Below are 20,298 nucleotides of genomic sequence, written 5' to 3'. Positions count from 1 at the left end.
CAGATGATGGATTTCCCTGATGTCTCACGGGCCAGGCGCCCCGGCTTTTGGACCACCCTGGCGCTGGGCGCCCGCATGATGATGCGCGACGCCCGCGCCGGCGAGCTGCGGCTGCTGGTGCTGGCCCTGGTGGTGGCGGTGGCCGCCGTCACCAGCGTCGGCTTCCTGGCCGACCGCGTCAGCCGGGCGCTGGAGCGCGACGCCGGGCAGATGCTGGGCGCCGACCTGGTGCTGGACGCCGACGAGCCGGTACCGGCCGCCTTCCTCGACCAGGCCCGCGAACGCGGCCTGTCCGTCTCCAATACCTGGCAGTTCCCGTCCATGGTCAGCGCGGGCGACGGCGCCCAGTTAGCGGCCCTGAAGGCGGTCGAGCCGGGCTATCCGCTGCGCGGCGCCCTGCGGGTGACCGACGCGCCGTTCAATCCCGACGGCCCCACCCGCGACATCCCCCCCGAGGGCGCGGTCTGGGTGGACGGCCAACTGCTGTCGCTGCTGGGCCTGAAGGTCGGCGACACCCTCAACGTGGGGGACGCCCACCTGCGCATCGACCGGGTCATCACCTATGAGCCGGACCGCGGCATGCAGTTCGTCAACGTCGCGCCGCGGGTGATGCTGCGCGCCAGCGACCTGCCGGCCACCGGGCTGATCGCGCCCGGCAGCCGCATCGGCTACGCCCTGCTGGTGGCGGGCCAGCCGGACGCGGTGGCCGGCTACTCCGCCTGGCTGGGCCAGAACCTCAAGCGCGGCCAGAAGGTCGCCACGCTGGAATCGGGCCGGCCCGAGGTGCGCCGCACCCTGGACCGGGCGCAGCGCTTCCTGTCGCTGGTGGCGCTGCTGGCGGTGCTGATCTCGGCCGTGGCGGTGGCGCTGGCGGCGGGCCGTTACATGACGCGCCACCGCGACGGCATCGCCGTGATGCGCTGCCTGGGGGCGGTGCAGTCGCAGGTCTCGCGCATGCTGACCCTGGAATTCGCGCTGGTCGGCCTGTTCGCTTCGGCGGCGGGCTGCCTGCTGGGCTATGCGGTGCACCAGGTGCTGGTGATGCTGCTGGGTTCGCTCATCGACACGACCTTGCCGGCGCCCTCGGCCGTTCCGGCCCTGCAGGGCCTGCTGACCGGCCTCCTGCTGTTGCTGGGCTTCGCCCTGCCGGCCCTGGCGCAGTTGCGCCACGTGCCGCCGGCGCGGGTGCTGCGGCGCGACGCCGACGTCATCAGCGCGCGCAGCGCGCTCGGCTATGGCGTCGGCGCGGTCGGCTTCGCGCTGCTGATCTGGTGGTTCGCCGGCGACGCCAGGCTGGGCGGCGTGGTGGCGGGCGGGTTCCTGGGGGCGTTCGCGCTGTTCGCGCTGGTGGCCTGGCTTTGCATCCTGGGCCTGGCACGCTTGCGCGGCCTGGCCGCCGGCCTGCCGGCGCTGCGGTTCGCGCTGGCCGGCGTGGTGCGCCGGCGCGCCGCCACCATCACCCAGGTGTGCGCGCTGGCGGTGGGCCTGATGGCCCTGCTGCTGCTGGCCATGACCCGCACCGACCTGATCCAGGGCTGGCAGCGCACGCTGCCGCCGGACGCGCCCAACCGCTTCCTCATCAATGTGCAGCCCGACCAGCGCCAGGCCGTGACCGACGCGCTGACCCGCGAGGGGCTGGGCCGGATCGTGCTGTCGCCGATGGTGCGCGGCCGCCTGATCGCCGTCAACGGCAAGCCGGTGGGACCGGACGATTACGAGGAACCGCGCGCCAAGCGCCTGGTGGACCGCGAATTCAACCTGTCCTACGGCGAGCAGATGCCGTCGTCCAACCGCATCGAGCAGGGCCGCTGGCTCAAGCCGGGCTCGGCCGAGGTGTCGCTGGAGTCGGGCCTGGCCAAGACCCTGGGCATCAAGCTGGGCGACAAGATGACCTTCGACGTGGCCGGCCAGCAGTTCGAGGTGGCCGTCTCCAGCACCCGGCGGGTGGATTGGGATACGATGCGCGTCAATTTTTTCGCCATCCTGACGCCTGAAACCCTGGCCGACATGCCGCAAAGCTGGATCACGTCCTTCTACCTGCCGCCGGAAAAGGCCCAGGTGCTGCCCGCGCTGGTGCGGCAGTTCCCGAACCTGACGGTGTTCGACGTGGGCGCCATCCTGCAACAGTTGCAATCGGTGCTCAACGAGGTCGGCCGCGCGGTGCAGCTACTGTTCCTGTTCACGCTGGCGGCCGGCGTGCTGGTGCTGTCGGCCGCGCTGACCGCCACCCGCGACGAACGCATGCGCGAAGCCGCGGTGCTGCGCGCGCTGGGCGCCACCCGGCGCCAGTTGGCGCGTTCGCAGCGCATCGAGCTGTGGGCCGTGGGCGGCCTGGCCGGCCTGCTGGCGGCGGCCGGCGCCAGCGCGATCGCTTGGGTTTTATCAACCCAGGTGTTCGATTTCACGATTACCCTCAGCCTCTGGCCCTGGCTGGTGGGGGTCGGCGCGGGTATGCTCGGCGCCTGGGCCGGTGGCGCGCTGGCGCTGCGCGGCGTGCTGCGCACCCCGCCGCTGGTCACCCTGAGAGAAACCTGATGACGACTTCCGTCCAAACCCCTGCCGAACCCGTGGAAACCTCCCGCAGCATTTTCGATCTCCTGGGCGGCGAGCCCGGCGTGCGTGCCCTGGTCGACCGTTTCTATGACCTGATGGACATGGAGCCGGACCTGAAGGAACTGCGCGCCGCGCATGGCCCCAGCCTGGACCAGGCCCGCGACAAGCTGTTCTGGTTCCTGTGCGGCTATTTCGGCGGCCCGGACCACTATATAGAGCGCTTCGGCCATCCGCGCCTGCGGGCGCGGCACCTGCCGTTCTCGATCGGCGAGATCGAGCGCGACCAATGGGTGGCCTGCATGGGCCGCGCCATGGAGGACGAGGGCATCGACCCCGCCCTGGTCGAGCGCCTGCTGCAATCGTTCTTCGGCGTGGCCGACTGGATGCGCAACCGTGAAGGCTGAGCGGGATCCCTCCGGCGCCCGGCGCCACCGCTGGCCGGCGCCGCTGGCCGGCGCCATGCTGGCCGATCCGCGCCTGGGCGAATCCGGCCCGGAACTGTTCAACCCGGCCCACTATGGCGAGCGCGCCCGGCCGGTGGACGCCGGCGGCCGCCAGGCGGCCTGGTTCGTGCAGGGGCTGGGCTGGCAGGGCGTGCTGCGGCGCTACCGGCGCGGCGGGTTGATCGCCAAGCTCAGCCGCGACACCTATCTGTGGGCGGGCGAGGCCCGCACCCGCAGCTTCCGTGAATTCCGCCTGCTGGCCGCGATGCGCGCCCAGGGGCTACCGGTGCCGGCTCCCCTGGCCGCGGCCTACTGGCGCCAGGGCCCGACCTACCGCGCCGCCATCGTGGTCGAGCGCATCCCGGGCGTGCGGCCGCTGGCCCAGGCGCTGGCCGAACCCCTGTGGCAGCCGGTGGCCGAGGCCATCGTGCGCATGCACCGGGCTGGCGTCTGGCACGCCGACCTGAACGCCTTCAACATCCTGATCGGCTCGGACGGCCGGGTCTGGCTGATCGATTTCGACCGCGGCACCCAGGGCGGGCTGTCCGACCGCCAGCGCCAGGGCAACCTGGAACGCCTGCGCCGCTCCCTGGTCAAGGTGGCCGGGGAGGACGGCGAGCGTTTCTGGCTCAAACTGCGCGATAGCTACTGGACCGCCTGGGGGGTCGGCGTACAGCCTTGAGGCAGGCGGCGCCACGGGCCTGATCCGGGCCCAATTGCGCCAAATTACGCTAAATCTCCCGGTAAAGTTGGGCAGGCCAGCGCTAAAAGGCTTTATGATTCCGCCTTTTGGTACTCCTGTAACTTACGGCATATCGCTGGGGGGCTGGTAATGAAACTACGGGCGGGAATGCGCTGGGCGCTGGGGACGATGCTGGTCGCGGCAGCCACGTCGGCGGCGATGGCGCAGAACAAGGTCGTCAACGTCTACAACTGGGCCGAGTACACGGCCCCGGACACGATCTCGGGTTTCGAGAAGGAAACCGGCATCAAGGTCCGTTACGACGTCTACGACAGCAACGACACGCTGCAGGCCAAGCTGCTGGCCGGCAAATCGGGTTACGACGTCGTTGTCCCGTCCACGCATTACGCCTCGCGCCAGATCGAGGCCGGCCTGTTCCAGAAGCTGGACAAGTCCAAGATCCCCAACTGGAAGTACCTGGATCCCGACGTCATGGCGCTGGTCGCCTCGGTCGATCCCGGCAACGAATACGCCATTCCGTGGGGCTACGGCACCAATGGCCTGGGCTACAACGTCACCAAGGTCAAGCAGATCATGGGCGAGAACGTCGACCTGGCCAACTGGGACATGATCTTCAAGCCCGAGAACGCCGCCAAGCTCAAGGAATGCGGCATCTCGATGCTGGACGAGGCCGCGCAGGTGTTCCCGGCCGTGCTCAAGTACCTGGGCAAGGACCCCAACAGCGCCAACCCGGACGACTACAAGGCCGCGCTGGACGTGCTCAAGCAGATCCGTCCGTACATCCGCCAGTTCAGCTCGTCGGGCTACATCGACGAGCTGGCCGTGGGCGACCTGTGCATGGTCTACGGCTTCTCGGGCGACGTCATGATCGCCCGCAAGCGCGCCCAGGAGGCCAAGAAGCCGTATGAAGTGAACTACTTCATTCCCAAGGGCGGCGCCCCGGCCTGGTTCGACCTGATGGTCATTCCGAAGGACGCGCCGCATCCGGAAGAGGCCCTGGCGTTCATCAACTACATCGAGACGCCGCAGGTGCACGCCGCCATCACCAACACCATGTTCTACCCCAACGCCAACAAAGAGGCGCGCAAGTACGTGGTCAAGGACGTGGCCGACAACCCCATGATCTACCCGTCGCCCGAGGTCTCCAAGTCGCTGTATGTCATCAAGGCCCAGCCCTTGAACATCCAGCGCCTGCAGACGCGCATGTGGGCAGAGCTGAAGTCGGGGCGCTGAGCATCATGAGCGATAGCCGTTACTCGGCGCAGCATGCGGCCGATCCGGACGAGTTCGTCCGCGTCGCCGACGTGGTCAAGATCTTCGGCGACGTGGTCGCCGTCCGTTCCGTCAATCTCTCGGTCAAGCGCAACGAGATCTTCGCGCTGCTGGGCAGTTCCGGCAGCGGCAAGTCGACGCTGCTGCGCATGCTGGCCGGTTTCGAGGAAGCCACCTCGGGCCAGATCCTGCTCGATGGCGAGGACATCACCAACGTGCCGCCGTACCGGCGGCCGGTCAACATGATGTTCCAGTCGTACGCGCTGTTCCCGCACATGACGGTCGAGGCCAACGTGGCCTTCGGCCTGAAGCAGGAAGGCGTGGACCGCGCCGAGATCCACGACCGCGTGTTCGAGGCGCTCGACCTGGTGCAGATGGCCGGCTATTCGCGCCGCAAGCCCAATCAGTTGTCCGGCGGCCAGCAGCAGCGCGTGGCGCTGGCGCGCAGCCTGGTCAAGCGGCCCAAGCTGCTGCTGCTGGACGAGCCGATGTCGGCGCTGGACAAGCAGATCCGCCAGAAGACCCAGATCGAGCTGGTCAAGATCCTGGAGCAGGTCGGCGTGACCTGCATCATGGTGACCCACGACCAGGAAGAGGCCATGACCATGGCGCATCGCCTGGCGGTCATGACCGAAGGCCAGATCGTCCAGTGCGGCACGCCGCAGGATGTCTACGCCTTTCCCAACTCGCGCTTCGTCGCCAGCTTCATTGGCTCGACCAACATGTTCACCGGCACCATCGTGGTCGATGAACCCGACCACGTCGCCATCGAAAGTCCCGAGCTGAGCCGCCCGCTGTACGTCAGCCACGGGGTCAGCGAGCCGCTGGGCATGGACGTGCACGTCTCCATCCGCCCCGAGCGCATGGTGGTGTCGCGCGAACAGCCGACGGGCGACTACAACTGGGCCCACGGCATGGTCAGCCACATGGCCTGGATGGGCAGCTACGCGCTCTACCAGATCCGCCTGGACTCCGGCGCCATGGTCGAGGCCAGCGTACCCAGCCTGCAACTGGCCCAACTGGACGCCCCGGGCATCGACGAAGACATCTTCGTCAGTTGGGACGCCGACAGCGCGACGGTGCTGGCGTCATGAGCCGCTTCTCGCCCCGCGACTGGCTGCCCTCGGGCCGGGCGCTGGCGGTGGTGCCGCCGTTCGCCTGGCTGGTGCTGTTCCTGCTGGTGCCGTTCCTGCTGGTGCCGTTCCTGCTGGTGTTCAAGATCAGCTTCGCCGAGCTCAAGTTCGGCATTCCGCCGTACACCTCGCTGGCCGAATTCAAGGACGAGGCGGTGCAGTTCAGCCTGCACCTGCGCGGCTACATCCTGCTGTTCACCGACAGCCTGTACTTCGCCACCTACCTCAGCTCGGTCAAGATCGCCGCCATCACCACGCTGGCCTGTGTGCTGATCGGTTATCCCATGGCGTACTACATCGCGCGCTCGTCGCCGCGCGTGCGCAACCTGCTGCTGCTGGGCGTGATCCTGCCGTTCTGGACCTCGCTGCTCTTGCGCGTGTACGCCTGGGTCGGCATCCTGCGCAACGACGGCCTCTTGAACAACTTCCTGCAATGGCTCGGCATCATCTCCAGCCCGCTGGAGATCTACCGCACCGACCTGGCCGTGTACATCGGCATGGTCTATGCGTACCTGCCGTTCTTCATCCTGCCGCTGTACGCCACGCTGGTGAAGATGGACCTGCGCCTGCTGGAAGCCGCCTACGACCTGGGCGCCAAGCCATGGCAGGCGTTCTGGCAGATCACCGTGCCGCTGTCGCGCCAGGGGGTCATCGCCGGCGCCATGCTGGTGTTCATCCCGGCGGTCGGCGAATACGTCATCCCCGAAATGCTGGGCGGCGCCAACACGCTGATGATGGGCCGCGTCATGTGGAACGAGTTCTTCAACAATACCGACTGGCCGATGGCCTCGGCGGTGACCTGCGTGATGGTGCTGTTGTTGCTGGTGCCGCTGGCGCTGTTCCAGTACAACCAGGTCAAGCAGCAGGAACTGGCCAGCGGGGGGCGCAAATGAACGGTCCCAACAAGACCCTGCGCGCCGTGGTGCTGGGGCTGGGCTACTTCTTCCTGTACGTGCCCATCATCAGCCTGATGGTGTTCTCGTTCAATGAGTCGCCCGCCGTCACTTCCTGGACCGGTTTCTCGTTCCGCTGGTACCACTCGCTGTTCAACGACGACGCGCTGTTGCGCGCGGCCTGGCTGTCGTTCCGCATCGCGGCCATGACCGCCACCGCGGCCGTCATCATCGGCACCTGGGCCGGCTACGTGCTGGGACGCATGGGCCGTTTCCGCGGCTTCGCGCTGTACGTGGGCATGCTGAGCGCGCCGCTGGTGATCCCCGAAGTGGTGCTGGGCATCTCGCTGCTGCTGATGTTCGTGGAGTTGCGCGGCCACCTGGGCTGGCCGGCCGAGAACGGCATCTTCACCATCTGGGTCGGCCACGTGACGCTGTGCATGGCCTTCGTGGCGGTGGTGATCCAGACCCGCATCCGCGACCTCGACCGTTCGCTCGAAGAGGCCGCGCTGGACCTGGGCGCCACGCCGATCACGGTGTTCTTCAAGATCACGCTGCCGCTGATCGCGCCGGCGCTGGCCTCGGCCTGGCTGCTATCCTTCACGCTGTCGCTGGACGACGTGGTGCTGGCGTCGTTCCTGTCCGGCCCCAGCTCCAGCACGCTGCCGATGGAAGTCTTCTCGCGCGTGCGGCTGGGCCTGAAACCCGAGATCAATGCGTTGGCGACGCTGTTCATCCTGGCGGTGGGCACCTGCGTCATCCTGGCCAACCGCATGCAATGGCGCAAGGAGTCCGAACCCAAATGAAGCAAACCACCCTGTATGGCCTGACCAAGTGCAGCACCTGCGTCAAGGCGCGCGAGTGGCTGACCGCGCACGGCGTCGACCACCAGTTCATCGACTATCGCGATCATCCGGTGCCGGCGGCCACCCTGAAGGAATGGGCCGGCCAGCTCGGCGGCTGGGAAAAGCTGGTCAACCGCGCCTCGATGACCTGGCGCAACCTGCCCGACGAGCGCAAGGCCGCCAGCACCGACGCGCAGTGGACCAAGCTGATCGCCGAGTTCCCGGCGCTGGTGCGCCGCCCGGTGGCGGTGACGCCCGATGGCGAGGTCGGCGTCGGTTTCAGCGAAAAGCGCTACGGCGAACGCTTCGCCTGATCCCGTGGCGGCCAGGGCCGACAAGGCATCGCGCGGCGCCGGCAAGGCGTTGCCCGATGCCTTTTTCAATCGCGATGCGCGCCAGGTGGCGCGCGAACTGCTGGGCAAGGTGGTGCGCCATCGGGTCGACGGCCTGTGGCTGTCGGCGCGCATCATCGAGACCGAGGCCTACTATCTGGAAGAAAAGGGCAGCCACGCTTCGCTCGGCTACACCCACAAGCGCCGTGCCCTGTTCATGGATGGCGGCGTGGTCTACATGTATTACGCCCGCGGCGGCGACTCGCTCAACTTCAGCGCCGGCGGTCCCGGCAATGCCGTGCTGATCAAGTCCGCCTATCCCTGGGTCGACGCCCTGTCCGGTCCCGACGCGCTGGCGCGCATGCAGGCCCTGAATCCCGATGCCCAGGGTCGGCCACGCCCGCCGGGCAGGCTGTGCGCCGGCCAGACGTTGCTGTGCCGCGCGCTGGGTCTGAAGGTGCCGGACTGGGACGCGCGGCGCTTCGATCCCGAGGCGCTGTACGTCGCGGACGTGGGAGAGTCGCCGCAGGTCCTGATCAGCACCACCCGTCTGGGCATTCCGGCCGGACGCGACGAACACCTGGAATACCGTTACGTCGATCCGGCCTACGCGGCGTGGTGCACCCGCAATCCCCTGCGGCGCGGGCAGCAGGCGGGGCGGGACTATCACTGGGTAGACCTGCAGGGCAGGCCGCTGGAGCGGGCGCCCTGAGCGCGCGATTCAGGTCGTGGGGGCGCCGCCGCCGTCGGCGCGGCCTGCGGCCCTGAGCGCCGCTTCCCGCGCGCGCCGCGCCATGGCGGCCCGCATATCGGCATACTTGCGCTGGATGCGCCTGCGGTTCAGGCGCTTGCTCCAGGCGTATACCGGCACCAGCGGCAGTACGCCGAAGCCGTCGATCAGGAACAGGCCCGATTTGCCGTCGGCATTCAAGCCGCAGGCGATGTTGCTGGGCGACAGGTCGTGCAGCACCACGTGGGCGTCGGCCAGGTCCTCGATGAATTCGTCCAACTGCGCCGACAAGGTTTCGTTCATCTTGCCCTGGCGCGCCAGGTCGGCCACGGTGGGCGCGATGTTGCCGGCTTCGTCCGTGATCTTTTCGACCAGCAGGCCCAGGCCCAGCGAGGTCTGGGCCACGCCCAGGATGCGCGCCATCGGCACTTGCCATACGCCCGACGGGCGCGTGGTGGTGGTGACGTATTCGGTGATTTCGTTCAGGTAGACGCGGTACGCGCTTTCGCGCTGGTACTGCTTGTACCAGCGCTTGAACGGGCGGGTTTCGAGATAGACGGCACGCGCCTGCATGTCCATGACCTTGACCAGCAGGGACGGCGCGTGGGGATGTTGGAAGATATGACGGTCTCCCCCCATCGCGACCGGCGTTTCGTCATTGAGATTCAATGGACCGAAGACCGAGCCGAAGGCGACCGGGGGAGGACAGAGTGTGGAAAGATCAGCTGTATTCAACTGTTTTTAAGGTTATATGTAAGTTGTTAACAGTTTAATGCCGTTGCTTGCTTTTCGCCTTTTAATGGGTCTGGGAAGTCGTTTCCGATGGCTACGGGGGGGCGGATTAGAGTCCTATAATTTCACGCGCCCGGCGTGGGTGCGCGGCGTTGAAAAGGGGCCACTTTGTCGAATGAAGTTCTGCTGTGGGTTGCCGCCGGCGGCGCGGTGCTGGCTTGCCTGATCGCCTTGTCGGCATGGTTGTCGCGGCCGGCGCGCGATGACCGGCTCGACGCGCTGCTCGAGGGGCTGGAGCGCACAGAGCGGGCCCTGCGCGCCGATATGGCGGAAAGCCAGCGCGGCCTGCGCGCCGAGTTTGCCGAATCCACCCGCGGCCTGCGCCAGGAACTTGCCCAATCCCACGGCGACCTGCGCGCCGCCCTGACGCGGGACGCGCAGGCGGCGCGGGCCGAATCGGCCGAGTCGCTGGCGCGCTTCGCCGCCGGTTTCGGCAAGCAGTTGCAAGGGCTGATCCAGATCAACGAGCGACGCCTGATGGAGGTGCGAACCACCGTCGATCAGCGCCTGCAGGCGTTGCAAAATGACAACAGTGCGAAGCTGGACGATATGCGCCGCACCGTCGACGAAAAGCTCCACGCCACGCTCGAGCAGCGCCTGGGGGAATCCTTCAAGCAGGTATCCGACCGCCTCGAGGCCGTGCACAAGGGGCTGGGCGAGATGCAGGCGCTGGCCGCCGGCGTGGGCGACCTCAAGCGGGTGCTGACCAACGTCAAGTCGCGCGGCACCTGGGGCGAGGTGCAACTGGCGCGGCTGATTGAAGACAACATGACTCCCGAGCAGTACGCCGCCAACATCAAGCCGGTGCCGGGCAGCGACGCGGTAGTCGAATTCGCCATCCGCCTGCCGGGGCGAGGCGATGGCGGCGCGCCGGTCTGGCTGCCGATCGATGCCAAGTTTCCGAAGGAAGAGTACGAGCGCCTGATGGATGCGCAGGAAGCCGCCGACGCCGAGGGGGTGAAGGCGGCCGGCGCCGCGTTAGGCAAGGCGGTGGAGGTGCAGGCGCGGCTGATCGCCGGCAAGTACGTGGCGCCGCCGCACACCACCGACTTCGCCATCATGTTCCTGCCGACCGAAAGCCTGTATGCCGAAGTGCTGCGGCGCCCGGGGTTGCTTGACCGCCTGCACGACCTGCGCATCAACGTGGCCGGTCCGAGCAATCTGGCGGCGCTGCTCAACAGCCTGCAGATGGGCTTTCGCACGCTGGCCATCGAGCAGCGCTCGTCCGAGGTCTGGCAGGTGCTGCGCGCGGTCAAGACCGAGTTCGGCAAGTTCGGCGACGCGCTGGCCGGCGTCAAGAAAACGCTGGACACCGCCAGCAGCAAGATCGGCCAGACCGAGGTGCGCACGCGCGCCATGCTGCGTAACCTGAAGAGCGTCGAGGCCTTGCCCGAGGCCGAGGCGCTGCGCCTGCTGGGCGGCGAGGGCGCCACGGCCGACGAGGGCGCGGACGAGGCCGCCGCCACGGACGACGCGCCGGCCACGAAGGCTGCCCACGGTTCCGGCGCCTGATTCGCGCGCCGGTCGCCCGGCCCGGCTTGTGACCCGGCCGCTCTGTCGATATCCTCATCGTTGCGGCATTCCGCCGTCGATATCTGGAGCATCGTAAGCATGGGCACGGCTGACCGAGTTGATTCCTCTTCCTTCGACGCGATGGCGCTGGGCGCCGATATCGCCCAGGGAGCCACGACGGCGCATGCCGCGATGCAGCAGGCGCTCGAGCGGGTGGCGGCGCGCAATCCGGCGATCAACGCGGCCTGCGGCGTGCAGGCCGAACTGGGCCTGGATCTGGCGCGCGCGCTGGACGGCGAGCTGGCGGCGCTGACCGCCCAGCAGCGGCTGGCCCTGCTGGACGAGCGTCCGTTCCTGGGCGTGCCAACCCTGCTCAAGGACCTCGGCACCGCCGCGCTGGGCCTGCCCAGCGCCATGGGCTCGGTGCTGTACGGCAAGGTCGACTGGAGCGTCGACGCCGAGATCGTCAAGCGCTATCGGCGCGCCGGCCTGATCCCGTTCGGCCGCAGCACCAGCGCCGAACTGGGCCTGAGCCCCACCAGCGAATCCCCGGTCTACGGCGCGCCCACCCAGAATCCGTGGAAGGCCGGCCACAGCGCCGGCGGCTCCAGCGGCGGTGCGGGCGCGGCGCTGGCCAGCGGCATGGTGCGCATCGCCCACGGCAGCGACGGCGGCGGCTCGATCCGCATCCCGGCCTCGTGCTGCGGCGTGCTGGGCCTGAAGCCCTCGCGCGGCATGATGCCGCTGGGACCGCTCAAGGGCGAGGGCTGGGGCGGGCTGGCCACCGAACACATGATGACCCTGTCGGTGCGCGACTGCGCGGCGGCGCTGGATATCAGCGCTGGCGCCGACGTCGGCGCGCCCTATGCGGCGCCGGCCAGGCCGGGCGAATCGTATCGCGACATCGCGGCGCGGGTGTCGGCCGATCCGCGCTCGTCGCCGCGCCGCCGCATTGCCTACATCAACACCACCTACGAGGGCGGGGCGATCCATCCCGAGGTCGCGTCGGCGGTCGATGAGGCCGCGCGCCTGTTCGCCGGCCTCGGCCACGAACTGGTTCCGGCCGCGCCGCCGGTGGGGTCGGAGGAAGTGCTGTCGCCGATGCTGCCGCTGATCGCCAGCGCCGCGGCCAACGCCATCGACAGCCACGTCGGCGCCCGCAACCGCCGGCTCGCCGCCGACGAATTGCAGCCCACCACGCTCGGCGCGCGCGAATACGCCCGCGCCATTTCCGGCGCCCAGTACGTGGCCTGCGTCGACACCTGCCACGAGATCACGCGCCGCATCGGCCGCTTCCTGCATCGCGAAGGCACGCAGGGCCATGACCTGTTCCTGTCGCCGGTGCTGGCGCAGTTGCCGGCGCCGCTCGGCCGCTATGCGATGGACAACGCCGACTACCTGGCCTACCGTCTGGGCAAGAAGGGCGTGATCGGCTATTCGCCGTTCGCGCCGCTGGCCAACCTGACCGGCATGCCCGCCATTTCGATTCCGTTCGGCCTGTCGGCCGACGGGCTGCCGATCGGTATCCAGGTCATGGGCCCGCTGGGCAGCGAGGCCTGGCTGCTGGAACTGGCCGCCCAGGTCGAGGCGCTGCGGCCCTGGCAGCGGGTCGCGCCCATCGCCCGATAGGCGCGGGGCGGGGCGCGTCGTCAGCCGGGGGCGCGCCGACGAATGAATAGCGAATAGGAGCACCAGCATGCCGTCGTTCGTGACCCATACCGTCCTCAACCAGGTCCCGCCCCTGGAAGACTATTCGTTGTTCGACACCGACCCGGCGCTGCGCGAGGCCGCCGCGCGCGAGGGCGCCGGCGCCTGGAGCGGCGACCTGGCCGCGCATGGCGCCTGGCTGGGCCGCGCCCAGACCCTGGCTGCTGGCGTCGACGCCAACCGCTATCCGCCGCGGCTGCAGGCCTATGACCGGGCCGGCCATCGCGTCGACCACGTTGATTTCCATCCCGCCTGGCAGTTGTTGATGAGCGGCATCGTGGCGCGCGGCCTGCACAGCCGTGCCTGGGCGCAGCCGGTGCCGGGGGCGCAGGTGGCGCGGGCCGCGGCCTACCTGATGCAGGGCCAGGTCGAGGCCGGCACGCTGTGCCCCACCACCATGACCTTTGCCGCCGTGCCGCTGCTGCAACGCGAGCCGGCGGGCGTGATCGACTACACCGGCGACTGGCTGCCCGCGCTCTATTCGCGCGAATTCGATGGCGCCGACGCGCCGCTGGCGGGCAAGCGCGGCGCGCTGATCGGCATGGGCCTGACCGAGAAACAGGGCGGCTCCGACCTGCGCGCGGTCACGACACGCGCCGCGCCGCTGGGCGCCATCGGGCGTGGTTGTCCCTATTCGCTGGTGGGCCACAAATGGTTCTTCTCGGTGCCGCAGGCCGACGCCCATCTGGTGCTGGCGCAGACCGACGAGGGCCTTAGCTGCTTTCTGGTGCCGCGCTGGATTCCGGAAGGCCCGCGCAACGCGGTCCGCATCCGTCGCCTGAAAGACAAGCTGGGCAACCACAGCAATGCCAGCGCCGAGGTCGAGTTCGAGGATGCCTGGGGCGTCATGGTCGGCGAGCCCGGCCGCGGCCTGGCGGTGCTGCTGGAGATGGCCGCCACCACCCGACTCGACTGCGTGCTGGGCAGCGCCGCGCTGCTGCGCCAGGCGCTGGTGCAGTCGCTGCACCACGCCGGGCACCGCCAGGCTTTCGGCAAGCCGTTGCTGGCGCAGCCGCTGATGCGCAATGTGCTGGGCGACCTCGCGCTGGAGTCGGAAGCCGCCCAGGCGCTGGCGCTGCGCCTGGCGCGCGCGGTGGACGAGCGTGGCGACCCTGGGGCGCGGGCCCTGGCGCGGGTCGGCACGCCGGCCGCCAAGCTGTGGATCTGCAAGCGCGCGATCGCGGCGGTGGCCGAATGCATGGAGGCCTGGGGCGGCAACGGCTACGTCGAGGAAGGCCCGATGCCGCGCCTGTACCGCGAAACGCCGGTCAATTCGATCTGGGAGGGTTCGGGCAACGTCATGGCGCTGGACGTGCTGCGCGCGCTGCAACGCGAACCCGAGGCGCTGCCGGCGCTGGAGGGCGAATTCGCGCCCGCCGCCGGCCGCTACCCGGAATTCGATGCGGCCCTGGCGCGGTGGCGCGCGCTGCTGGCCGATTCGGGCCAGGCCGAGTTCCAGGCCCGCCGCATTGCCTGCGACCTGGCGCGCCTGTGGCAGGCGGCGCTGTTGATCCAGCACGCGCCCGAGCCGGTGGCGCGGGGTTTCGTCGGCAGCCGGTTGGGCGCGGTGGGCGGCGTGTTCGGCGAGCTGCCGGCCGGCACCGAGGTGGCCGCGATCCTGGCGCGGGCCTGGCCGGCGGCGGTCGCATGCTAAATTTCCCTGCTTCACTCACCTTTCCGCATTTTCGCCATGCTCTCCCAGCAAGAACTCAAGCAGCAAGCCGCAGACGCCGCCCTGGAACTCGTTGAACAGGTCGCGGGCCCCGATGTCATCATCGGCGTGGGCACCGGCTCGACCGCCGATCTCTTCATCGACGGCCTGGCGCGCTTCAAGGGCCGTATTGGCGGCACCGTCGCCAGCTCCGAGCGCAGCGCCGCGCGCCTGGCCGGCCATGGCCTGAAAGTGCTGGACCTGAACGACGTGGCGTCGATGCCGATCTACGTGGACGGCGCCGACGAGATCGATGCCAACCTGCACATGATCAAGGGCGGTGGCGGCGCGCTGACGCGCGAAAAGATCGTGGCCTCGGTTGCCGACCGATTCGTCTGCATTGCGGACGAATCCAAGCTGGTCGAGGTCATGGGCAAGTTCCCGCTGCCGATCGAGGTCATCCCGATGGCCCGTGAATCGGTGGCGCGCGCCATGACGGCTATGGGCGGGCAGCCGCGCCTGCGCGAAGGTTTCGTGACCGACAATGGCAACATCATCCTGGACGTCTCCGGGCTGTCGATCACCGACGCGCCGGGCCTGGAAGCCCGCGTCAACAACCTGCCGGGCGTGGTCACCTGCGGCCTGTTCGCCATTGCCGGCGCCGACGTGGCGCTGCTGGCCACCCAGAACGGCATCCGCCGCCTGGATCGCCGCGCCTGAGCGCAAATCGCGCGTCCCGGCCGCCCTTGCGGGCGGTCAGGCCGCGATTCATAATCCTGTCACACTTGGGTCATAACCTTGCGGATTGTGCAGGCCCATACTTGAAACGCTTTCATATCGGGGCAATGCAATGAGACCAACCACGCAGGGAGCCCGGATGACGGAGCATACAAACAAGCAGTTCGACGCTGATCTGGAAAGCGTCCGTTCGCAATTCTTGCAAATGGGCGGCGTGGTCGAGGCCATGATCCAGGAGGCCATCGACGCGCTGGCCAGCGGCGACCTGACGCTGGTTGAAAAGGTGCGCGAGCGCGAAAAGGAAGTCAATCGCCACGAAGTGGAGATCGACGAAAGCATCAGCCGCATCCTCGCCCGCCACCAGCCCACCGCCATCGACCTGCGCATGCTGATGGCCGTATCGAAGATGCTGACCGACATGGAGCGCTCCGGCGACGAGGCCGAGAAGGTGGCCACCGTGGCGCGCCGCATCCACGAATCGGAAGTCCGCCACATCCCGGTGATCGAACTGCGCCACATGGCCTCGAACGTGCGCACCATGCTGCACCAGGCGCTGGACGCGTTCGCCCGCCTCGATCCCATCCTGGCCGCCGCCGTCGTGCGCAGCGACAAGGAAGTGGACAAGGAATGGAAGGGCGCGCTGCGCCACCTGATCACCTACATGATCGAAGACCCGCGCACCATCTCGCGCGCCATCGACATGATCTTCATCGCCCGCGCCCTCGAACGCATCGGCGACCATGCCAAGAACATGTCCGAACGCGTGATCTACATGGTCAAGGGCGCCGACGTGCGCCACACCGGCGTCAAGAACACCGAGCGCCTGGCGCGCGGCGAAGAAGATACCCCCGAACAGGACGACTGATCGCCGCGGCCGCCCGGTCGCCCGCCGTCAGGCAAAAAAACCCCAAGCCGCCTTGGCGCTTGGGGTTTTTCGTTGCGCGCGCGCCTACAGCGGCAGGTCGGCGCCCTGGCACAGGCGCGGGTCCGGCACGCCGGACTTGCCCGCGTTGATGCGGCCGGCCAGCCGGCGGCCAAACCGCGGCAGGCCCTGCGCGCTGACCTCCAGGTCGTACCAGCCTTCGCAGCCGGCGTATTTCAACTCGAGCGCGCCGCCGGCCTGCACGTGCGCCATGGCGCGCCAGCCGTCGCCCATGCGCGATTCGATATGCACCGGCTGGTGCGCGTCGCCATGGTTGATGAGGCGCAGGCGCAGTCCCGAGGTCACCGGCACCAGTTGCGTTTCCAGCAGGCCGGCGTCGCGGCGGTCGCCGCGGAAGTGGCGATGGAAGCCATCCGGGCCCAGCAGCCACAGGTCGTAGATGCCGTCGGCATCCAGGCGCCAGCCGTCGTCCAGCCGCGCGCCCGCGCCCACCGTGTAGCGGCGCGGCGCGTGCGCCAGCGCCCGCCGGTCGTAGACGTGCAGCACGGCGCCGACCGTGCCGGCATTGCGGAAGGTCAGGCGGTAGTGCTCGCCGTCGGCGGTCATGCGGCCCACCGTCTCCAGCGCGTAGGGCAGGGCACAGGCGTGACGCACGCTGTCGGCGTGTTGCAGGGCGCGGTCCCCGGCGAAATCGAAGGCCGAGGTCAGATCGCCGGCCACGGCGCGGCGCCAGGCGCTGATATTGGGCTCGGCCACGCCGAAGCGGGCTTCGAGGAAGCGGATCACCGAGGTGTGGTCGAACACCTGCGAATTGACCCAGCCGCCGCGGCTCCAGGGCGACACCACCAGCATCGGCACGCGCGGGCCCATGCCGAAAGCGCGGCCGTGCAGGGCGGGCGGATCGTCCGGGGTGGCGGCGCTGGGGCCGTGGCGCACGTCGTGGTATTCGCCGTCCAGCTCGATGGTTGACAGGCCGCCCGAGCGCCCGTCGGGGGCGCGCGCCGGCGGGGCCGGAGGCGGCATGTGATCGAAGAAACAGTCGTTCTCGTCGTAGGTGACTAGGAACACACAGCCGCTCCAGACCTCGGGGTTGCGGGTCAGGATCTCGAGCACGCGTTCGGTGTAGGCGCCGCCCTGGCGCGGCGACGAGACTTCGGGATGTTCCGAGTCGGCGGCGGGGGCGATGATCCAGGAGACCTGCGGCAGCGCGCCCTGTTCCACGTCGCGCGCCAGGTCGTCCAGGGTGTGGGTGGACAGGCCCCGGTCGCGCAGCGGCGCGTCGGCGTCGCCGGCATCGTGCTGGCGGCGGAACTGGCGAAAGCCGGCCAGCGGATTGTCGTGGAAGTTGTCCGCCATGTCCTGGTAAATGCGCCAGTCGATGCCGGCGGCCTGCAGACGTTCCGGGTAGGTGGTCCAGCCGTAGCCCAGGTCGGCCGGCCCGAGGCGGTCGAAGGTGTTGACCAATGCCGGACCGCCCGCGCGTCCCAGCGGATCGTTGGTGCCGGTCCACAGGAACAGCCGGTTCGGATTGGTGCCGGCCTGGATCGAGCAATGGTAGGCGTCGCACAGCGTGAAGGCATTGGCCAGCGCCGTCTGGAAAGGCACTTCGGCGGGACGGTAGGCGCCCAGGCCGAGGCGGCTCTTGGCCGCCAGCCATTGATCCATGCGACCGTCGTTCCAGGCGCGCTGGGCGTCGTCCCAGGTATGCGGGGTGATGTAGCCCACCGGCGTGTCGCTGGCGTACTCGCCCTGCAGCGCATAGGGACGCAGCCGCTGGGCGCCGTCGGCCTGGGTCAGCACGTCGCCGGCCAGTGTCGGCGCGGGATACGGGTCGGCAAAGCCGCGCACGCCTGGCAGGGCGCCGAAATAGTGGTCGAAGGAACGGTTCTCCTGCATCAGGATGACGACGTGCCGCACATCGTTGATCGTGCCGGTCTTGCGGTCGGCGGCGACTGCAAGCGCGCGCCGGATGGCCGGGGGCAGGTCGGAGGCGTCGGCGGAACTCGGTTCTTCTTTCATGACGGCATTAGTACGGCCAGCAATGGCGCAATCTTAAGGCAGGGCGGCCGGGCGCACCGGCCAGAAGCAAGAAGCCCCTCGCGGACGAGGGGCTTCGCAGGCGTGCCGCGCATGGCGGCGCGGCGGCATCAGGCCGAGGGCGGAACGTAGCCCTGGGCTTCGACGCTGCCGTCCTCGAACAGGAAGCGTTCCATCTGCTGCTGCAGGTACTTGCGGGCGCGGGCGTCGGCCAGGTTCAGGCGGTTTTCGTTGACCAGGCGGGTCTGCACCTGCTTCCACTCTTCCCAAGCCTCCTTGGAAATGCTCTGCCAGATGCGGGTGCCGAGTTCGCCGGGGTAGGGCGGAAAATCGAGCCCTTCGGCTTCACGCTTCAATTTCACACAGTTGACGGTACGGGCCATGGTTCGCTGCCGGAAAGAATGGGTAATGCGTCATTTTAGCGGGCTTGGCGCCGGAAGGCCGCCAAGCCCCTGCGGGTACTGCGGGTAGGGCAACCCGCGGTGCCCGCGTCACAGCTTCTTGATGAACACCAGGCTGTTGCGCGAGCGGTTGTAGTTGTTCTGCTTTTCGCGCGGCAGGTCGGTGATGCCGCCCTGCACGAAGCCGCGCTTCATGAACCAGTGCGAGGTGCGCGTGGTCAGCACGAACAGCCGCTTGGCGCCGGAAGCGCGGGCGCGCGATTCCATGTGGCGCAGCAGGATCTCGCCCTCGCCGGACCCCTGCCATTCGGGGTGCACGATCAGGCAGGCCATCTCGGCCATGTGATCCTCGGGGAAGTTGTGCAGCGTGGCGCAACCGTAGATCACGCCGTCGTGCTCGAGCACGGTGAAGTTCTCGACGTCGCGCTCGATCACGCTGCGCGGGCGCGGCACCAGCGTGCCGTCGGCTTCCAGCGGCTCGATCAGGCTGAGGATGGCGCCGACGTCATCCAGCGTGGCCGGGCGCAGGTCGTCCAGCGTGTCTTCGACCACCATGGTGCCGACGCCATCGTGGGTGAAGATTTCCAGCAGCACGCTGCCGTCCAGCGAGAACGGCACCAGGTGGGCGCGCGCCACCCCGCGCTTGACCGCCAGCGACGCGTATTGCAGGTAGGCGCCGGTTTCCTCGTCCAGCGAGCCGGCCGCCAGCAGCGCGTCGGCGTCGACCCGGGCCAGCTCGGTGTCGACCGAGCCGTCGTCATTGAGCACGCCCTGTTCGCTGGACAGGAAGATCAGCTTTTCGGCGCGCAGCGCCACCGCCACGCTGGTGGCCAGGTCTTCCATGGCCAGGTTGAAGGCGTCGCCGGTGGGCGAGAAACCCAGCGGCGACAGCAGCACCACCGACGAACCCTTCTCGATGGCGAACTTGAGCGCGTCGACGTCGATCTTGCGCACCTGGCCGGTGTGCTTGTAGTCCACCCCGTCCAGCACGCCGGTGGGGCGGGCGGTGACGAAATTGCCCGAAATGACACGGATGTGCGCGTGCGACATCGGCGTGTTGGGCAGGCCCTGGCTGAAGGCGGCCTCGATGTCCAGGCGGATCTCGCCGGCGGCTTCCTTGGCGCATTCCAGCGCGGCGGCGTCGGTGGGCGCCAGGCCGCGGTCGAACTGCTGGGTGAAGCCCTTCAGGCGCAATTGTTCATTGACCTGGGGGCGCGAGCCGTGCACCAGCACCAGGCGGATGCCCAGCGACGACAGCAGCGACAGGTCCTGCACCAGCGCGTTCAGCGCCCCGGCCTGCACCAACTCACCGCCAAACGCCACCACGAAGGTCTTGCCTCGGAACGCATGCACGTAGGGCGCGACGTCTCGGAACCATCGGACGAACTGGGCAGGGGCGAATTCGGGGGCTTCAAGGGCAGAGACGGTGTCTGGTTCCAGGTCGGGCATGATGGGTGGGGCAATTCCTGAGAGTGGCAACAACGCGGCCCGGGGGCCGCGTCAACGCGCCGTCACGGGACGGCGTGGCGAAATTATATGGCCGCGCGGCGTTTATATAATAGGCAGCTAACCGGACAAATCGTACATGCCAGAATCTTCCCGCCCGCGGCCGCCCGCACAGGCCGACGGGCCGACCCGGGCCCCGGGCAAGCCGCGCGCCGACGCCGCGGCCC

At 68.7% G+C, this 20,298-nt stretch carries 18 protein-coding genes; 14 read left to right on the top strand and 4 right to left on the bottom strand.

The genetic code is table 11. The features are described 5' to 3' along the window. Positions 1–3 precede the first annotated feature (3 nt). The 9 genes from HV783_RS23780 (at position 4) to HV783_RS23740 (ending at position 8,886) form a co-directional block, all read left to right on the top strand. Entirely contained in the window at positions 4–2,535 is a 2,532-nt protein-coding gene (locus tag HV783_RS23780; protein WP_175189996.1) for an ABC transporter permease, read from the top strand. Beyond that, a complete protein-coding gene (locus HV783_RS23775; RefSeq protein ID WP_080977355.1) occupies positions 2,535–2,957 on the top strand; it encodes a group II truncated hemoglobin in 423 nt (140 codons plus the stop codon). The genes HV783_RS23780 and HV783_RS23775 overlap by 1 nt, the downstream gene beginning before the upstream one ends. Positions 2,958–3,012: 55 nt before the next feature. Continuing rightward, on the top strand, positions 3,013–3,678 hold the full coding sequence (locus tag HV783_RS23770; protein ID WP_437341329.1) for a 3-deoxy-D-manno-octulosonic acid kinase: 666 nt from the start codon (positions 3,013–3,015) through the stop codon (positions 3,676–3,678). A 150-nt stretch (positions 3,679–3,828) separates the two neighbouring features. After that, a complete protein-coding gene (locus tag HV783_RS23765) occupies positions 3,829–4,932 on the top strand; it encodes a polyamine ABC transporter substrate-binding protein (protein ID WP_054501271.1) in 1,104 nt (367 codons plus the stop codon). Between the two features lie 5 nt (positions 4,933–4,937). Continuing rightward, positions 4,938–6,065 (top strand): ABC transporter ATP-binding protein, encoded by a 1,128-nt coding sequence (locus HV783_RS23760; protein ID WP_068951450.1) that lies wholly within the window; start codon positions 4,938–4,940, stop codon positions 6,063–6,065. Beyond that, the gene (locus HV783_RS23755; RefSeq protein WP_175189994.1) at positions 6,062–6,997 is read left to right on the top strand and encodes an ABC transporter permease subunit; all 936 of its coding nucleotides are present in this window, start codon (positions 6,062–6,064) and stop codon (positions 6,995–6,997) included. Before HV783_RS23760 ends, HV783_RS23755 begins: the two co-directional genes overlap by 4 nt. Beyond that, positions 6,994–7,803, top strand: coding sequence for an ABC transporter permease subunit (locus HV783_RS23750; RefSeq protein WP_006384055.1), 810 nt, complete (start codon positions 6,994–6,996; stop codon positions 7,801–7,803). The genes HV783_RS23755 and HV783_RS23750 overlap by 4 nt, the downstream gene beginning before the upstream one ends. Then, a complete protein-coding gene (locus tag HV783_RS23745; RefSeq protein WP_175189993.1) occupies positions 7,800–8,156 on the top strand; it encodes a Spx/MgsR family RNA polymerase-binding regulatory protein in 357 nt (118 codons plus the stop codon). The genes HV783_RS23750 and HV783_RS23745 overlap by 4 nt, the downstream gene beginning before the upstream one ends. Positions 8,157–8,205: 49 nt before the next feature. Next, on the top strand, positions 8,206–8,886 hold the full coding sequence (locus HV783_RS23740; protein ID WP_437341328.1) for a DNA-3-methyladenine glycosylase: 681 nt from the start codon (positions 8,206–8,208) through the stop codon (positions 8,884–8,886). 9 nt (positions 8,887–8,895) lie between these two features. Here HV783_RS23740 and HV783_RS23735 read toward each other — a convergent pair whose 3' ends face one another. Next, positions 8,896–9,639, bottom strand: a complete 744-nt coding sequence (locus tag HV783_RS23735) for a PhoP regulatory network YrbL family protein (protein ID WP_054501269.1) — start codon at positions 9,637–9,639, stop codon at positions 8,896–8,898. A 165-nt stretch (positions 9,640–9,804) separates the two neighbouring features. On the opposite strand from HV783_RS23735, the gene HV783_RS23730 reads away from it, so the two are divergent. The 5 genes from HV783_RS23730 to phoU all read left to right on the top strand — a co-directional run bounded on the left by HV783_RS23730 (position 9,805) and on the right by phoU (position 16,169). Then, entirely contained in the window at positions 9,805–11,208 is a 1,404-nt protein-coding gene (locus HV783_RS23730) for a DNA recombination protein RmuC (protein WP_175189991.1), read from the top strand. A gap of 99 nt (positions 11,209–11,307) precedes the next feature. Then, positions 11,308–12,837: an amidase gene (locus HV783_RS23725; protein WP_175189990.1), complete on the top strand. Its 1,530-nt coding sequence runs from the start codon at positions 11,308–11,310 to the stop codon at positions 12,835–12,837. Positions 12,838–12,904: 67 nt separating this feature from the next. After that, entirely contained in the window at positions 12,905–14,569 is a 1,665-nt protein-coding gene (locus HV783_RS23720; RefSeq protein ID WP_175189989.1) for an isovaleryl-CoA dehydrogenase, read from the top strand. A gap of 36 nt (positions 14,570–14,605) precedes the next feature. Continuing rightward, on the top strand, positions 14,606–15,286 hold the full coding sequence (rpiA, locus tag HV783_RS23715; RefSeq protein WP_054501267.1) for a ribose-5-phosphate isomerase RpiA: 681 nt from the start codon (positions 14,606–14,608) through the stop codon (positions 15,284–15,286). A 157-nt stretch (positions 15,287–15,443) separates the two neighbouring features. Then, positions 15,444–16,169 carry a phosphate signaling complex protein PhoU gene (gene phoU / locus HV783_RS23710; RefSeq protein WP_049072639.1) on the top strand — a complete coding sequence of 242 codons (726 nt, stop codon included), beginning with the start codon at positions 15,444–15,446 and terminating at the stop codon, positions 16,167–16,169. 84 nt (positions 16,170–16,253) lie between these two features. Here the strand turns inward: phoU and HV783_RS23705 are convergent, their stop codons facing one another. From HV783_RS23705 to argA, 3 genes are all read right to left on the bottom strand, one after another. Then, a complete protein-coding gene (locus tag HV783_RS23705; protein WP_175189988.1) occupies positions 16,254–18,206 on the bottom strand; it encodes a phosphocholine-specific phospholipase C in 1,953 nt (650 codons plus the stop codon). A gap of 128 nt (positions 18,207–18,334) precedes the next feature. Then, entirely contained in the window at positions 18,335–18,607 is a 273-nt protein-coding gene (locus HV783_RS23700) for an oxidative damage protection protein (protein ID WP_006384045.1), read from the bottom strand. Between the two features lie 108 nt (positions 18,608–18,715). Beyond that, positions 18,716–20,074, bottom strand: coding sequence for an amino-acid N-acetyltransferase (gene argA, locus HV783_RS23695; RefSeq protein WP_059269702.1), 1,359 nt, complete (start codon positions 20,072–20,074; stop codon positions 18,716–18,718). Between the last annotated feature and the right edge of the window lie 224 nt (positions 20,075–20,298).

Origin of the sequence: Achromobacter dolens (genome assembly GCF_902859745.1) — a bacterium.
Taxonomy (GTDB): Bacteria; Pseudomonadota; Gammaproteobacteria; order Burkholderiales; family Burkholderiaceae_B; genus Achromobacter; species Achromobacter dolens.
This window is presented reverse-complemented; position numbering and strand designations above follow the sequence as displayed.